Origin of the sequence: Hyunsoonleella rubra (assembly GCF_042684665.1) — a bacterium.
GTDB lineage: Bacteria > Bacteroidota > Bacteroidia > Flavobacteriales > Flavobacteriaceae > Jejuia > Jejuia rubra.
Genome location: NZ_JBHULY010000016.1, coordinates 261899 through 278332, shown reverse-complemented (window position 1 = coordinate 278332; position 16434 = coordinate 261899). Strand labels below are relative to the sequence as shown.

Genomic DNA, 16434 nt, shown 5'->3' with positions numbered 1-16434 from the left:
GGGGGAGTTGTCTGAAAATGAGTGAAGACCTGTCATTCTGAACTTGATTCAGAATCTTATACATCGACCTTTCAGTCAAAGTAGAATCTGAAATAAATTCAGATTGACAAAGCATAAGCTTTTTTAGACAACTCTTTTTATTACAGTTTAAAGTCAAAATAATCAATGTTTTCAATGTTGCCCTTTATCGCCAAAGCGGCCTTATAGTTCTTCGCGGTTTCAAAAGGGGAGATGTGCCATAAGTCTTTTTCATTGGCGTCCCATAAGGTTTCATATAATTCGGCTTCATTGGCGGAATCGATAGAGATCGAAAAAGCATCCAAAGGAAATGACAGCCCCTTAGATTTAGCTTTAATAAAGGCCTCTTTTCTGGTCCAACATCTATAAAATCCTTCGGTTTGTAAATTTTCAGGAAATTCGCGAAGCATTTGGATTTCATGTTTTGAAAAGTAATTATCGGCAATATCCATCACATGGAAATCCGACTTCATAAATTCAATATCAATGCCAATATCAAAATTATTTACAAAACCCATCACGGCCATATCTTTGGAATGTGAGATATTAAATTTAAGGTCCGCCTTCAGTGCAAATTCCGGTTTTCCAAATTCGCCATATTTAAAAGTAACTGCTTCGGGCTTTAAGTTTAAATATTTTCCCGAAATGAAACGCAAAACGCCTCTGAATACAATAAAGCGTTCCTCATCCTTTTTAAAGTGGAATTTTGAGGCTCTCAGTTTTTCATCATCCGATAAATGATTCGAAAAAAAAGAAATATTCGATTTCATTTCATTAAAATTCACCATCCAAACATGACAGTTTCCGTCAGAAATTTTGAAGTTGTTTGGCATGGGTAAAATCATTTGAATGCAAGATTTTAGGATTTTAGGTTAAGGATTGAGGATAGTCTTTTTTGTTCATAAACTTTACAAATTTCCTTAAATCGATCGGCATTATTTTTAAAAGTAAGATCGTCCAAAACCCTTTCCAAATTCTTTTCAATTATCTTGGGGCTATCCTTATCCTTATCGCCCATAATACCCAACTTATGAAAATGAATTCTTGCCGCATTGCCGCTTTGTTCAAAGTATTTCCCTGAGTAGGCCAACATTGGTACTCCAAAATAAATGCACTCATTCAAACTATTTACTCCACAATGGGTGATGCAACAATCAGCTTGATTTAAAACTTGCAGTTGAGGTACCCAGCTGAGAATATATACGTTGTCAGTAACCACGGATTCAAATTCACTGGGATTCAATTTTCCTCCCAGGCTTACTATCATTAACCAATCTCTTCTGTCCTTTACTGCTTTAATAACTCTGTTGATATAGTCCATTTCTGGATTAATAAAGCTACTCGCTGAAAAGTAAATCAGTTTTTTTTCTGATTCTGATTTTATTTTGACAACATTTTCAATCATTTTTGCCACATTCTTATCAAACTTCATTTCCCTTTGTTCATAGACCATCGGGCCAATATATTTGAAATGATTTGGTGGGTCGTGTGGGAAATCCATTTCGGCTAACGTCATAGAAATCGTTGGGATATTTGTATAGGCGAAAAGATCTGGCAAGTTGCTTAAAATGATATTTTTAGAAGGCATTCCTTGTTTCAAGGCGTGAGTTTTAAGTACCGATCGCCTGTAGTCTCTAAACTTCAATTTGTTTACAATAATCCTTCCTCTAACTTTTAATTTTACAAAAGTCCAAGATAGTAAGATGCCGAGCCAGCTACCTTTAATCCCTTTTCCTGGGATAGTACAGGTTCGGATTGGGGGGAGCTTCAAATCTGCTCTCATTTCATTGTTGAACCAGGCCGTAAATAATGTAATTTGAGCATCCAAATTTAAAGATGCAAAAATGATATCATGCAATTCTACATCAATAATTATGTGGTGTGGATTGAGGTTATTAAGGATAGTATTGTAAACATCCAACCCAAGAATTTCTTTGCCCTTTGTGTAATGGGTGGAGTATTGCCTAAAATGATTTCCTAAACGTTTTATCCAGTTGGATTGGGGCTTGTTCTTTTGATTTCTAGCCTCAAAATTATAGTTGATTTCAGGGAGTTGGACATAATCAAAACCAATACTTTCTACTTTTTCCTTAACATCCATGGGGCACAGGTATGTAATTTTGTGTCCCTCTTTTTCTAACCGCGTGGCCATTTCAAAGCTTGAAAACAGTCTTCCTGTTAAACCTGTTATTATAAGTGCAATGTGGGCCATACTTTGGTTGTTGAATTTTTAACGTTTTTAAAGCACTCTTACGCGTTAGAATCATTAATGGCCTTTTCAATTTGTGTCGCTAATTTGCCTGCATAAGGGGCTTCAAACAATTGATGGTGCTGGCCTTCCGTATAAAGAACGTCAACGTCATTTGTGGTGATACTTTTCCAGGCATTGATATAAGTAGGATTCAAATTCTTGTCCGGTTTTTCGGTAAGTATAAGCGTGGTTTTTCCTTTGTGAGAGTTGCTCCAATTATACTGTTTGTAAATACGAATTAAATTCTGCTTTATCTTTTCTAAATCTTTTTTGGTCTGAGAACCAAATAGTTTAATTACGGAAGATTCCAAAAAGCGCTCGTAATTATTTGAAATCATTAATTTGAGCGCATTTAACGGATTGCTGGCCAAACGGCTTAAAAACCCAGAAACACGCATTTTTATCCGTGTTGGGTCCGTAAAATCCTCTTGTTTGATTATACTGTCTATCACTATTAGATGAACCGTATCGCCGGACTGCTCAAACTCTCGGGCGATTTCAATACCTACTGCTGGACTAAAACAATATACCAATAAGTGGTAAGGACCTTTTGGTTGAATGTCTTTTATTTCCATGGCATAATCCCGAGCCATTTCTTCGATGCTTTGGTGCAAATTGTTTGAGCCTGAGGGCTGAATAGCATAAACGGGCCTGTCTTTTTCAAGGCCATGAGCAATGGGGTTGAAGAAAAAAACAAAACCACCTCCACCATGAATGCAAAACAATGGGGATTTGTCGCCTCCGGATTTTATGGGCACTACATATTTCCACTCTTGACTCTCATCCTTTCTTAATATATGATCACTTAAGGAGGCGATTGTAGGATGCTTTAACAAGGTGATTGGGGGTATCCGCAAGCCTAATCGTTTTTCTATTAAAGTGAACATTTTTATGGCCATCAGAGATGTACCTCCAATTTGGAAAAAGTTATGCGCGGTCCCAATATTTTCTTGGGCCAATAAAGCTTCCCATATCTTCAGCAGCGCCAATTCGGTTTTATTCTTGGGGGATACAATAGAGTGGGTTTCTTGGGGTGTTTCCAAAACAACACTTTCATTCTCATCTGGTGCGGATTCTATTTTGTTCAATAGACTTCCCAAGTCAATTGGATCGTCTTCACCTAAAACGGAAATGATTTTTTCGAATTGACGAAGCATCCATTCGCAGTTATCTACCGAAACAAATTGTGGTGTTGTCATCAAATAAATCCCGATTTTTTTCCCTGTAGTAATGGCCATGGTGACAGGATAGGTACTGGTAATTCCACTCTGTGAACTATGGATGCTAAGGTTACCAATATTGAGGTCTTCCCAAGGATAATTCTCAAAAAGGAATAGGCTGTCAAATAAACTGGTTTGGTCGGTCTCGGTCCATTCTGAAATTTCCGGCAAGGAAAAATATTCGAACGTTCTAGATTCAAATTGATTTTTTTGGAGAGATTGGAACCATTGTCTTGTCTCGCTTTTATTCTCCATAACAGCTCTAAATGGTAGCACGTTGGTAAACATTCCAGCCATCAAATTTATATTTGGAAAATCTCCCGAACGTCCTGAAACCGTATTCCCAAAAGTAATATCGTCCTGTCCGGAAAATTTAGAAATGATGAGCGACCATATCCCCTGAAATAGTGTGTTTAATGTAATTTTATAAGCTTTGGCTAAATCGTGGGCAGTTTTTGAGACTTCTTTGGACAAAGTAATACTCTGTTCCTCTAGGTTTTGAATGCTATATTGGTTCGGGTTAAACAGAAAAGGGGAATTGAATCCCTCAAAAGTGCGCATCCAAAACTTCTTGGCATCGGCGATTGGGATGCGTTTTTGCCAATTTAAGTAGGAAGCATGACCAGGAATTGCAGGGAGGTCCGGCGGAGTATTTCTTATAACTGAGTCGTAAATTGAGAAAAGGTCCTTAAGAATGATGCTGGTTGACCAACCATCTAATAGTAAATGATGGCAACACCATAAAAGGATATGCGAATCGGTTTTAGTTTTAATCAGTTGTACTTTGGATAATGGGTGTTCATTGAAATTTATGCCCTTAGATCTATTGTCGTTTTTGAGTTCAGCGAGTTTATCGTTATGTATAGTTTCGTCTATATTAAGATAATCGATAGAGTCCAATTTGATTTCCGTCGACGCATTAACAATTAGCAGAGGGTTTCTCAGATTGTCCCAATGTACCGATGATCTTAAAATGGAATGCCGATTTGCTGTTAACCCCCAAGCTTTTTTGAAAATTTCAGTATCTAGTTTTCCGTCAATCGTACATTGTACATTAAGGAAACCTTGGTCGTATTCCGAGGTTAAGGTGTGGAACAGGATGCCTTGCTGCATCACGTTCAAAGGATATATAGTTTTTATCTTTTGGTTGTGAAGCTTTGCGTTTTGGTTATTCATCAAATGGTCCAGTTCTTCCTGTGTCGCTTCAATTTCCGGGAAGTCTGATGGTGTATACCTGGTTTTGCTATCCAAACAATAGGCAATAATTTGCTTCAAGTTTTTGTCAAAATTAGCAATCAAACTGGTGATAGTTTCTTTTTCAATGATCTGATCGGCATAATTCCATTCCATTTCTAAAACCCCACCTTTAACTAGTGCGTTGATTTCCAAAACATAGTATCTTTCGCTAAGCGGATGAATGGTGTTTTTTGAAATGAATTTTATGTCTGTTTCTCCAGTATTCTGCTTGCCCAAAAAATTGAAAACAATCTCGGGATAGTCGGATGATTTTAAATGGGAAGTCAAAAACTTCAAAATGCCATAACCCATCCCGCCGTTTGGAATTCTTCGCATCTGCTCCTTAATTGTCATAATTTTGGAACCAATGTCGTCATTCACATCCAGATCCAAACGCTTTGGGAAAAACGATGTAAACCAACCTACGGTGTTTGATAAATCCATGGAGGCGTCAGTTGCTTCCCGGCCATGACGTTCCAATGCCAAGGTGAGGCTGTCGGTTTTGCAGTAACGTGCCAAAGTATCAACCAGTGCCGTCAGCAGTAACTCATCCGTTTTTGTATTAAAAGCTTTGTTAGCCAGTTCCATAAGGTTTTGTGTTAGCCCTTCTTCAATGTTGAAGTCGATACTGCTAACATCCTTTTGGTGCACTGGTAGTTTGTTTTCCGATAAATTAGGGAATATATTTGATGTTTTGGTTTGGGCTTTCCAATACGGCAATTCGTTTAAAAAACTACCAGAATTAGCCTGTTCCTTTAAATGATTTGACCACGTTTTTATGGAAGCGGTTTTGTTTTCAAACCATTTCAAATTGTCATTTTCAAATGCTTCGGAATACGCATTTATGATGATTTGCCACGACACGAAATCAATGACCAAATGATGGGCGAGCAGAATGATACTATTGTTTGAACTTTCAATGTGCTTGACGAAAATGCATTTAAACAGCCCACCTTCCGAAAGCTGAATATTTTCCTGAATTAGTTTTAGGCCTTTTTCAATTTCGATATCAATATTTACGTTTGAAGGCCTTGAAACATCAATTATTTCAAAAGCTTTCACTGCTTCGGGAGCCAAAACTTTAGCCTGCCATTGTTCGCGCTTTTGGTAAAAACTTAAGCGCAGGGCATCATGAGTTTTGATAATCTTTTGGGTTATTACTTGTAATCGTTCCTCATCTACATTTTGCGGTAAATTCTGGAATTTAAACCCTTGGTTCCAATACTCAGGAGCCAATTTATGGGTGTCAAAAAACCAATGTTGAATTGGGCTAAGGGGTATGTCTCCCATAACCATATCTTCCTTGTTGAGATTCTTGTCATCTTCCCGTGATACGAACATGGCCAGTTCAGAAATGGTTTGATGTTCAAATAATTGGTTGGGGGCAATAGCAATCCCCATTTTACGAGCCATGGCAATGATTTGAATGCTCAAAATCGAGTCCCCGCCAACTTCGAAAAAATTGTCATTTGTGCCTAACGTTTCAATGCCAACGATGGATTTCCAAATATCCAATAATTGTTGTTCCAAATTGTTTTTGGGCGCCTCGGTACTGTTTTCGGGATTTTCCCTGGCGACGATGTTTAGCGCACCCAATTTAGTTTTGTCAACTTTCCCGTTGGGTAGCAAGGGAATTTCATCAATTTCGGCAAAACTATGGGGAATCATATAATCCGGTAAGGCATTTTTAAGATACTGCTTTAACAAATTTTCATCATAGCCCGCTTCCGGCACGATAAAGGCTACTAGGCGTTTTGGCTTGCCAGTTTCTTGTTTTACTATAACCTCCGCTTGTTTTACCAAACCGCTGTTGTTGATGGTGTTTTCAATGTCGTCCAGTTCAACCCTAAAGCCCCTTATTTTGATTTGCTGGTCAGCGCGACCAAGAAAATCAATAGTGCCGTCATTTCGGTACTTCCCTAAATCTCCAGTTTTATAAAGCTTTTCTTCTGGAATGAATGGATTTTGGATGAAAACTTTGTTTGTTAAATCTACCCGATTGATATAACCTTGGCTAAGCCCGGCACCTCCAATGTAAATCTCGCCGGCAACGCCAAAGGGTACTTTTTTTAGATCGCCGTCCAAAATATGTATTTGGGCATTTGCTACTGGCTCACCTATCGGTACTTGCTCCTTCTTTAAATCCTCGGATGTAATTTTGTGTGCAATGCACCAAACCGATGCTTCCGTGGGGCCATACTCGTTATAGAGGTTGGCCTCGGGCAAAGTTTTAAAATGGTTTTCGCAAAGCGAAATGGAACAGGCCTCACCCGCCACGACCACTGAGTTAAGGGTTTTTAATTTTGATGTATCAGCATTTTCCAAAATTACATTGTACAAGGAGGGGAGCATCAAGGTATGCGAAACATTATGCCGTTCAATAGTTTTCACAATTTTGTCAATGTCCTGTTCCATGCGTTTTTTTGTGAGAACCAAGTGGCCTCCAGTACAGAGCGTCCAAAAAATACCAGCTTTGGAGCTGTCAAAAGAAATGGACGACATCAACAAAAATGCCTCAGGATTGTAGTCGTAAAAATTTAGCCTGCCGCCAGTGGAATTGATAATGTTTTTATGGGAAATGGGCACCCCTTTGGGCTGTCCAGTACTTCCTGAAGTGTAAATTACATACGCCAGGGCGTCACCATTCATTTTTGGAAACGTTTGGATTTCAACCGCTTTGTACAGATCAATTTTGTCAATGAATAGGGATGTACCCTCAAATTGTTCAAATAAACTTAACAGAGGCGTTTGCGTAATAACTTGTTTCACTTTTGAGTCCTTCAACATGAAAGCGATGCGCTGGGAGGGATAATCGGGGTCAATGGGCAGATAGGCACGCCCCGCTTTTAAAATGGCAAGCATCCCGATAATCATGTCCAAAGAGCGTTCGGTGCATAGCCCTACAATGGTATTTTCATCGGAGTTTGTTTTGAGGAGTTCTGTGGCAAGAACTGTGGATTTATGGTTTAATTCATCGTATGAAATAGATTGATTTTCAAAAGAAACTGCTGTATTTTTTGGGTGCTTTTTAGCAATATCTTCAATAATATGATGGATGGCATTGTAACTTTCAAAAGGATGTACTTTTTGGGAGTTATTTAAGTGCAAAACTTTTTCATCCGTTTGCGACAAAGCTGGAATATCTTCAATGCGTCCGTTAAGGTTTTCAACAATAAAATGTAAAGTATGCTGTAAAAAATCCTGAAATCTTTGTATGGTGCTTGCTTCAAAAAGATCGGTGGCGTATTCAAAAGTTGATGCTATTTTACCATGGTCCTCATGGATAAAAAGGGTGAGATCAAATTTTGAAACTTCGGTAATATAATCTTTATTTTCGGTGAGGGTTACATCGTTTCCAAAGGAAGGCAATTCAGATTTTGGAATGTACACAAACATGGTTTGAAACAACGGATTGACGGAAAGGGAACGTTCTATCTGCATTTCCTTGACCAGCATATCAAAAGGTACATCTTTGTTGGCCAGCCCTTCTGAAAAAACGGTTTTTACTTCTTCAATAAATTGGGAAACGGTGCGCTCTTTTTTAATCGAAGTTCTTAAGACCATCGTATCAATAAACAGCCCAAAAATAGATTCCAACTGCTTTTGGTCTCTGTTGGCCACTGGGGTGCCCACAATAATATCGTCCTGTTTCGAAAAATTATGCAACAGGAGATAGTAGGCCGATAAAAAAAGTACAAAGGGCGTTGTGCCCATATTTTTTGCCAGTTCTAAAATCCGACCTGAAAAATTTTCATCAAAATTCAGGGTAAGTGCGGTGCCATGGTATGATGGCGTTATGGGGCGTTTAAAATCGGTTGGTAAATCTAAAACCGGAATGTTGTCGGATAATTTTTTCTTCCAATAAGAAAGCTGTTTATCAAAGGTTTGAAACTTATTTTGCCAAAGGGCGTAGTCGCTAAAATCAATGGTATTGGCCTCAATTTGTACCGTTTCACCTTTATTAAATCTGTTATAGTATTGCGCCAGTTCTTCCCTTAAAATATTCATCGACCACTGATCCGAAATAATATGATGAAAGGTTAAAAGAAGGATGTGTTTGGTTTCAGTTAGCTTTAATAATGAAGCCTTAAATAATGGTGTGGCGAACAGACTGAAACTATGTTGCGCCTGCCGATCCATAAATTGTTTAGTCTTTAATTCCTTTTCAGTTTCCGGATGACTGCTGAAATCTTCCTCAAGAATATTGAAATTGATGGCATCGTCAATTTTAAGCATGGGTTTTCCATTCTCATCAATCTCATAATAGGACCTAAAAACCTGGTGCTTTTCAAAAAAAGTTTTTAAACTGTGCTTAAGGGCATCTACATTCAAATTCCCCTCAAAAGTGAAGTATTCCGATAGATTATAGAACACATTTTCAGGATACATCTGCTGTAGGAACCACAGTCTTTTCTGCCCATGGGAGAGCGGGATTTTGGCATCTGGTGGCGCCTTTTCAATGGTATTAGAAGCCGACGGCTTTTTGTCTTTACTTTTCCATTTGTCCAGTAAAGACATTGGTTTAATGTCCTTTTTCACAACTTTTTTTGAAATTCTCTAAAAGAAATTTTTCCGTTAAGTTATGTAATTATTTTAAACCAAGCCACTGCGCAAATTTAAAACCGTATATTCTTATGTAATCGTCAAACATCAGATTGTCGTCAAACACGCGTTCATAGCACCAAAGTAATGACACCACTATCAATATTATGGAGGTATAAAAGATAAATTTTGGATACAGTTTAAGCTTTCTGATAAAATACAATATGGGAAAAATAATGGCGATAATAATCAGCTGTCCTATTTCAACACCAATATTAAACCCTAAAAGTGAGAGCGTTAAAAATTCATTGGATAATCCTAAATCGCCTAAAACCGTTGCAAACCCAAACCCGTGGAACAGGCCAAAAATAAAGGCAATAACCCAGTCCTTCATCTTAAATATTGGTTTGATATTATGGTAGGCAGCCAATGCAATGGAAAATGCGATGATAGATTCTACTAATCGGGACGGCAGGTTGACCAATTGCAACGAGGCCAAAGTAAGCGTGATAGTATGGGCAATAGTAAAAAACGATACGACTTTTATGATGTAAATAAATGCCGATTTAAAGGTCATTACGGGTTCCCACCCGAAAATTGTGTTGTCTTTTCTCCGAACTACGGCGGGTAAAATTAGGGCCAGTAAAAAGAGGATGTGGTCAATGCCAATCCAAATGTGCCAAACACCTTGTTTTATCATGGCAATAAACCCTGTCATGGTGTGCGAATCGCTCAAGTCGAGGACACCTTCGGTATCTTCCGGACCAAAATCCATAACGATGTTGGCTTCTTCGTTTATCACGCCCGCTTTCCAATTGTATTCCACCACAACAAACCCTTTGTGCTCATCGTCCTCCTCAAAGGCAATATTATAGTAGATATTCAAATCCTCCGGAAGGGTCTTCATATTGCTCAGGTTAAAATAAAATTGCATAAAATTACCGGTGCTGATCCAAATGTCTCCTATTTCAGTAAAATTGATATCATGCTTCCCAAAATCAGAACTAAACCCCGCATTTTTAAGAATGTACGCCTGAATTTGAGCGGCGTAGGGCGCAACATCCTCTGGTGTTGCATTTTTGGGCAGGTTTAAATTGAAAATATCGTTTAGCTCCCTAACATTTATTTCATATCGGCCTTCAATACCCTTATCTTCATAAATCCTTAAATAGAGGTAACTTTGATTAGGCAAATGCGCAAAAGCAGTAGCGGATAATAGTAAAAATAAGGCAACAAGAGTCTTGGTTAGCAGGGTTTTCATATTTTTCTTTTTTGTAGATTCTACCTTTATTTTGATTCTCAGGAAAGAAATTAATAGGGTAAAATCAGTTTTAGTGATTTTTTTTCAATAATATTAATAAAAAGATGAAAACTATCAATATTCGATATATGATGTATAGTTTACTCGTTAAAGTGTGAAATTGTAGGACAATTGTAAGTAATGTAGGGGTAAATGCTAAAAAAATCAAACTTAATCGATTTAAAAAGTTTCCCAACGATTGTTTTTGCTCAGTAGTAATTATTGAGGTTAATTGAAACAAAATAAAACGAAATGTGTATCTTTTCTAAAGGAAATTATAGCTTTAAGACCTGATAGATATTGAGAATATTGCTAAACTATTAGGTTTTAGGGCCTAATAAAAGAAGAAAAATTGATTTATAATTTGGTCCAAATCGTAGAGAATTCTGCAAAAGAATTCCCTTCAAAGGTGGCGTTTAGATATCTAAATGAATCCATAACTTACAGGGATTTAGATATTAAAACCAGCCAACTTGCCCAACATTTAGCTTACCTAGGTGTTAAGAAGGGCGACCGCGTTGGCATATTTTTGCACCGCTGTTTGGAAACTTCAATCGCTATTTACGGTATTTTAAAATCTGGGGCGGCCTATGTGCCAATTGACCCATTTGTACCCAATGAACGCATAAAGTTTTTGGTAAACGACTGTGGGATAAAACATTTGGTGACCACTCCAAAGCAGGCCAAGAAAATCAAAAAGCTTTTGGATGCAGATATTGGTTTGGAATCCATCATAGGCGTATCTGAAATAGATGCAATAAAAACCATAAGTTGGGAAACCCTTTTCAAGCAGTCTTTGGAAAAATACGTGCCAGTCAACATTTTAGCTGAGGATCTGGCCTACATTCTATATACTTCCGGAAGTACCGGTGCACCAAAGGGTATTATGCATACCCATGATAGCGGGCTGGCGTTTTCAAAATTGGTGGTGGACTTATACGATTTTAAATCGGATGATATTGTAGCAAACTCTGCGCCATTGCATTTTGATGTGTCCATTTTAGGATATTGCGCCGCACCATTGGCGGGAGCTACGACCGTGATTATTTCCGATGCCCATTTAAAGTTTCCAATGAGTTTGGCAGATATGACGGTAAAGGAAAAAGTGACCATTTGGTATTCCGTGCCGTTGCTTTTGATTGAATTGTTGCACAAAGGAGGTATCGAAAACAAGGATTTCACAAGTTTGCGCTGGGTATTGTTTGCTGGGGAGGTTTTTGCAACGAAACAACTTCGCACTTTAATGCAACACTGGCCTCAAGCGCAGTTTAGCAATATTTATGGGCCTACGGAAACCAACCAATGCACCTACTATAATTTGTCCGAACCTCCCGAAGGTGATGAGCCAATTCCGATAGGTTTCACTTGGAAAAATACGGAATATAAAATTTTAGATGAAGCGGATAACGAGGTTGACAAAGGAGAGGAGGGGCTTCTTGTAATAAGGTCGGCCACGGTTATGAAAGGATATTGGAACAATTTAGCACTCACAGAGGCCTCATTTTATAAAGAAGAAATTGCCCCAGGATTTGAACATAGGTATTATAGAACAGGAGATTTGGTGAAGGTGAATAGGAAAGGCGAAATCCTGTTTTTAGGAAGAAAGGACAGACAGATTAAATTTAGAGGCTTTCGTATTGAGATTGACGAAATAGAAAATACATTAGCAAAGCATGATGCCGTTATTGAAGTGGCAGTTATTTTGATAGATGGCAGCGGTGAAAAAGAGCTTGTTGCCACAGTTTTGGTGGATGAAACATCAAATATAACAGGCGCAGATCTGAAATCTCACTGTAAAAAACACCTGCCGTTATATGCCGTTCCTGGTGAGGTGTTGCTATTAAAATCCTTTCCAAGAACCAGTTCGGGAAAGATAAATAGAAGGGAAATAGAAAACATTATTTCAAAAATATAATATGGAGCAAACCATAATAAACTACATAGAGCAGGAATTAGCTGGTGAAGATATTGAAGACGGATTGGATGCCAGTGACGACTTGCTGGGCAGTGGTATTTTAGATTCCATGGCCATGGTAAGGTTGATTGCCTATGTAGAGGAAACATTTGAAATCAAAGTAGATCCGGAAGAAATGATAATCGAAAATTTTATGACTGTTGAAGATATCAGCAGTTTTATTTCAAGCAAAAAAGTTTAAAAATTTGAAACTAAATGCATAGGAATTATTCACCATTAACGCCAAGCCAAAAGCTATTGTGGATAGGTCAGGAACTTAATCCCGGGCTACCGCTTTACAACATGGTGATGACCTATGAGATTCAAGATGAAATTTCTTTGCCCCACTTTAAGGAGGCCTTTCAAAAAGTAGTGGAGACTTGTGATGCGCTTCGGTCTGTATTCAAATATAAAGATGATACGCCCGTTCAGGAATTTTTGATGGAGGTAGATTATGAAATGGATTTAGAGGATTTTTCAAAAGAAACAGACCCCAAGGCAGTATATGAAATATGGATAAAAGAACGGTCTGTGAAAATGTTCGATTTAGAGAAATGTGCCTTCGATACCGTGCTCATTAAAATATCCGATGCCCGCTATATTTGGTACCTCAATCAGCATCATTTAATTTCTGATGGATGGAGCACTTCGCTTGTTTTTACTAAAATGTCGGAGTGTTACGCCAAAGCATTGCAAAACGGACTCAAAGATGCTGAAGCACTGCCCTCTTTTCAGGAATATGTGCTCAATAGCAATGAAGGCGAGGCAGGAGAACATCGCCAAAAACATGCTAGTTTTTGGGTTGAAAAATTAAAGGATTTCCCAGAAATACCGTCTTTGTATTATACCAAAACTTCCCATTTGGATACGGCATCAAAACGGGTTTCTGTCAGCCTCGGTGAGGCCCGTACCCGTAAAATCAATGCCTTGGCAAACCAAAAAGGCATAAGAGGATGGACGTTGGATTTAACATTGTATAATATTTTCCTGACGGTACTTTACGCTTATATATACCGTGTTTCGGGGCAGAACAGGTTAACTATAGGATCCCCCATAAACAACAGAGGGACCAAAGCCCTGAAAAATACCGTCGGCCTCTTTATCGAAACCTTCCCTTTGCTTGTAGAAGTAGAGGAGAACGAAACCTTTATGTCCCTGTTTAAAAAGGTACAATTGGAAAGCAACAACTTTATTAAACATGCCCAAGGCAGTGTATCCACAGCAGATTTAAGTCGCAGTTTTAATGTGTTTTTCAATTATATCAATAATAAAAATCCAAGCTTTAACGGTGCTGGGGTAAAAACCAATTGGGTACACACCGGACATCATGATCCCAGACACCATATGCGTTTGCACGTTCATGATTTTGATAATACAGACCAATTGCAGTTGTATTTTGATTTGAATACCAATCAGTTTGATAGTAATGGGCAAGAATTGGTGCCTCAGCATTTTCTTAAAATGTTGGACGCCATTGTTGAGGATTCTGGTCAAAATATCGATACCGTCAGTTTGATTACGGATACAGAGATCTCAAAAATAAAATCTTGGAATAATACAACTGTAGATTATCCTGAGGGAGATACGTTACTTTCAAAATTCGAAAACCAAGTTCAAAAAACTCCGGATAACGTGGCACTGGTTTTTAAGGAGGAACCCCTGTCCTATAAATCCTTGGATGAAAAGTCCAATCAAGTAGCTCAATTTTTAATTCAAAAAGGCATCAAAAGAGGTGATATCGTCGCTATCAGCCTTGAGAGGTCTCTTGAAATGATGGTATGTATATACGGGATTTTAAAGACAGGCGGTGCGTACTTGCCAATTGATATTTCCACACCTTCCGAGCGATTAAAATTCATTCTTAAAGATGCCAAGGCCAAAATTTTATTTTATAACCACGACCATATAGATAGTGCGATTTTAAATGATGTTGAGGGTTATGATGTGGCAGAAATTAACGATGAAATATCTTCGCTAAGCACATCTTCAGTTGACGTTGACAGTCATCCAAACGATTTGGCTTACGTTATTTATACCTCCGGAAGTACAGGTGAGCCCAAAGGCGTCATGTGCCACCATAAGGGCATCTGTAACCGCTTGAATTGGATGCAGGGTTATCAGCCTATTAATCATCGCGATACTTTGATTCAAAAAACACCAATTACTTTTGACGTGTCTTTGCCTGAGCTATTTTGGCCGTTGCAAACTGGTGCCAAGTTAGTGGTTGAAATCCCTGATGGGCACACAAATCCTGAACATCTTCAAAATACCATAAAGCAAAACAACATTACGGTTATTCACTTTGTGCCATCCATGTTAAATGTGTTTGTTCAAGCTGAAGGTTCCGAAGATTGTACAAGCTTAAAAACAGTATTTTGTAGCGGGGAAGCGCTGTCGGTTTCGGTCGTAGAACATACGTATGAAAAATTAAATGTTGAAATCTATAACCTTTACGGGCCAACGGAGGCCTCGGTTGAGGTTTCGTATTGGCATTGCAGGCGGGAAACCCTTCATGCGGGCATTCCAATAGGCACTCCTGTTTCCAATACCCAACTCCATATTTTAGATAAAAACCTAAACCCTTTGCCAATTGGCACTATGGGAGAATTGCATATTGCCGGTATACAAGTAGCTAATGGCTATTTGAATAGAAAAGAGCTTACGGAGGAAAGGTTTATCGACGATATTTTTTCTGAAGTCCCCGGTGCAAAAATGTATAAAACAGGAGATTTGGCGCGCTACAGGGCGGATGGAGTAATAGAATATCGCGGCAGGGTAGATAACCAGATTAAATTGCGGGGCCTACGTATTGAGCTGGGTGAAATAGAAAAGAATCTGGAAAAGATAGAGGCGATTGCCCAAGCTGTGGTTATGGTTGATGCAAATGAAAACTTGGTGGCCTATTACCTTGGTGATGCTCTTGAGGATGCAAAAATAGTAGAAGCACTTGGCATACGATTGCCTCAATATATGGTCCCTCAATTTTATAAACATTTAGAGCATTTCGAGTTTTTGTCCAGCGGAAAAGTAAACAGGAAAAAACTGCCAAAACTTGAAGCCAAAGATAAGGTTGCGAAGGTGGATACTAAAACGGAGCCACAAAATGAAATAGAGGAATTGGTTTGGGAAGCTTGGAAAGAAGTACTTGGGATGGAAAGCATCGGCATCAACGAAAATTTCTTTAGAATTGGGGGCAATTCCCTCAATGCCATTTCTATCACCTCCAGGCTAAAGGCCATGCTGGAATTGGATGTGCCGGTAACCGACGTTTTTAATTACCCCACTATCGAAGCCTATTCGCAAAATATTGAAAAAACCATCATGGACCTGTTAAATGAATAGCACCGCCCAAAATGGCTTAAAGCCGTTCGCCATAAAGATTGTTGCCATTGCGATGAGCATGTGCTATGTATTTGGGCCGTCTCATACTGAAGTGAGCAAAGTGTTGCATATTTTAGCGCATCAGTTGGAAATGCCCGAAAACGTTATCTCGCATACAAGTGCTGAGCGTGCAAATCATGCGGACCACACCAATCATAAATTAAAGAATGACGAAACCCATCAGCATACTTTTTTGGAAACGCTTCAAAAAATATTGAAAGCCTCTGATACGGATGATGATAGGGATGAGCCTAAAATAGTGTTCCAAAAAATAGACAAGCATATACGGACAAAGTTGATGTATAAAGGGCAATCATTTTTTTCGGCCCAACACATTCAGCATCATTTTTTATTTAAACTTCAGCATATCCGAAATGGATATCCAGACGGAAAATTCCAACCCCCTCAATTTACTTGATAAGAAAAGTGTTGTGTAAAAATGAAAATTACGCAACAATCTCGATGTTATCAACTCAAAAAAATTTTATAAACCAACTCTTTTGGGAGGCTGATTTTAGCCCTTTCAAAAGAA

Annotated in this window: 8 protein-coding genes; 4 read left to right on the top strand and 4 right to left on the bottom strand. The window is 38.5% G+C overall.

Going from position 1 to position 16434, the window contains the following annotated elements:
- Positions 1-140: 140 nt before the first annotated feature.
- The 4 genes from ACFSR8_RS09530 to ACFSR8_RS09515 are packed head-to-tail and all read right to left on the bottom strand — an operon-like array spanning position 141 to position 10528.
- Positions 141-863, bottom strand: coding sequence for a 4'-phosphopantetheinyl transferase family protein (locus ACFSR8_RS09530; RefSeq protein ID WP_380291402.1), 723 nt, complete (start codon positions 861-863; stop codon positions 141-143).
- Positions 864-877: 14 nt separating this feature from the next.
- Entirely contained in the window at positions 878-2230 is a 1353-nt protein-coding gene (locus ACFSR8_RS09525) for a nucleotide disphospho-sugar-binding domain-containing protein (protein ID WP_380291400.1), read from the bottom strand.
- Between the two features lie 38 nt (positions 2231-2268).
- Positions 2269-9264, bottom strand: coding sequence for a non-ribosomal peptide synthetase (locus ACFSR8_RS09520; protein ID WP_380291398.1), 6996 nt, complete (start codon positions 9262-9264; stop codon positions 2269-2271).
- A 49-nt stretch (positions 9265-9313) separates the two neighbouring features.
- On the bottom strand, positions 9314-10528 hold the full coding sequence (locus tag ACFSR8_RS09515) for a HupE/UreJ family protein (RefSeq protein WP_380291396.1): 1215 nt from the start codon (positions 10526-10528) through the stop codon (positions 9314-9316).
- Between the two features lie 391 nt (positions 10529-10919).
- Between ACFSR8_RS09515 and ACFSR8_RS09510 the strand changes: the two genes are divergently transcribed.
- From ACFSR8_RS09510 to ACFSR8_RS09495, 4 genes are read left to right on the top strand one after another with little or no spacing between them, the layout of a single operon-like run.
- Positions 10920-12482, top strand: coding sequence for an amino acid adenylation domain-containing protein (locus ACFSR8_RS09510; protein ID WP_380291394.1), 1563 nt, complete (start codon positions 10920-10922; stop codon positions 12480-12482).
- 1 nt (position 12483) lies between these two features.
- On the top strand, positions 12484-12723 hold the full coding sequence (locus ACFSR8_RS09505; RefSeq protein WP_380291392.1) for an acyl carrier protein: 240 nt from the start codon (positions 12484-12486) through the stop codon (positions 12721-12723).
- A 14-nt stretch (positions 12724-12737) separates the two neighbouring features.
- Positions 12738-15863, top strand: a complete 3126-nt coding sequence (locus tag ACFSR8_RS09500; RefSeq protein ID WP_380291390.1) for a non-ribosomal peptide synthetase — start codon at positions 12738-12740, stop codon at positions 15861-15863.
- Complete coding sequence (locus tag ACFSR8_RS09495) at positions 15856-16320, top strand: hypothetical protein (RefSeq protein WP_380291388.1); 465 nt, start codon at positions 15856-15858, stop codon at positions 16318-16320. Before ACFSR8_RS09500 ends, ACFSR8_RS09495 begins: the two co-directional genes overlap by 8 nt.
- Positions 16321-16434: the final 114 nt, after the last annotated feature.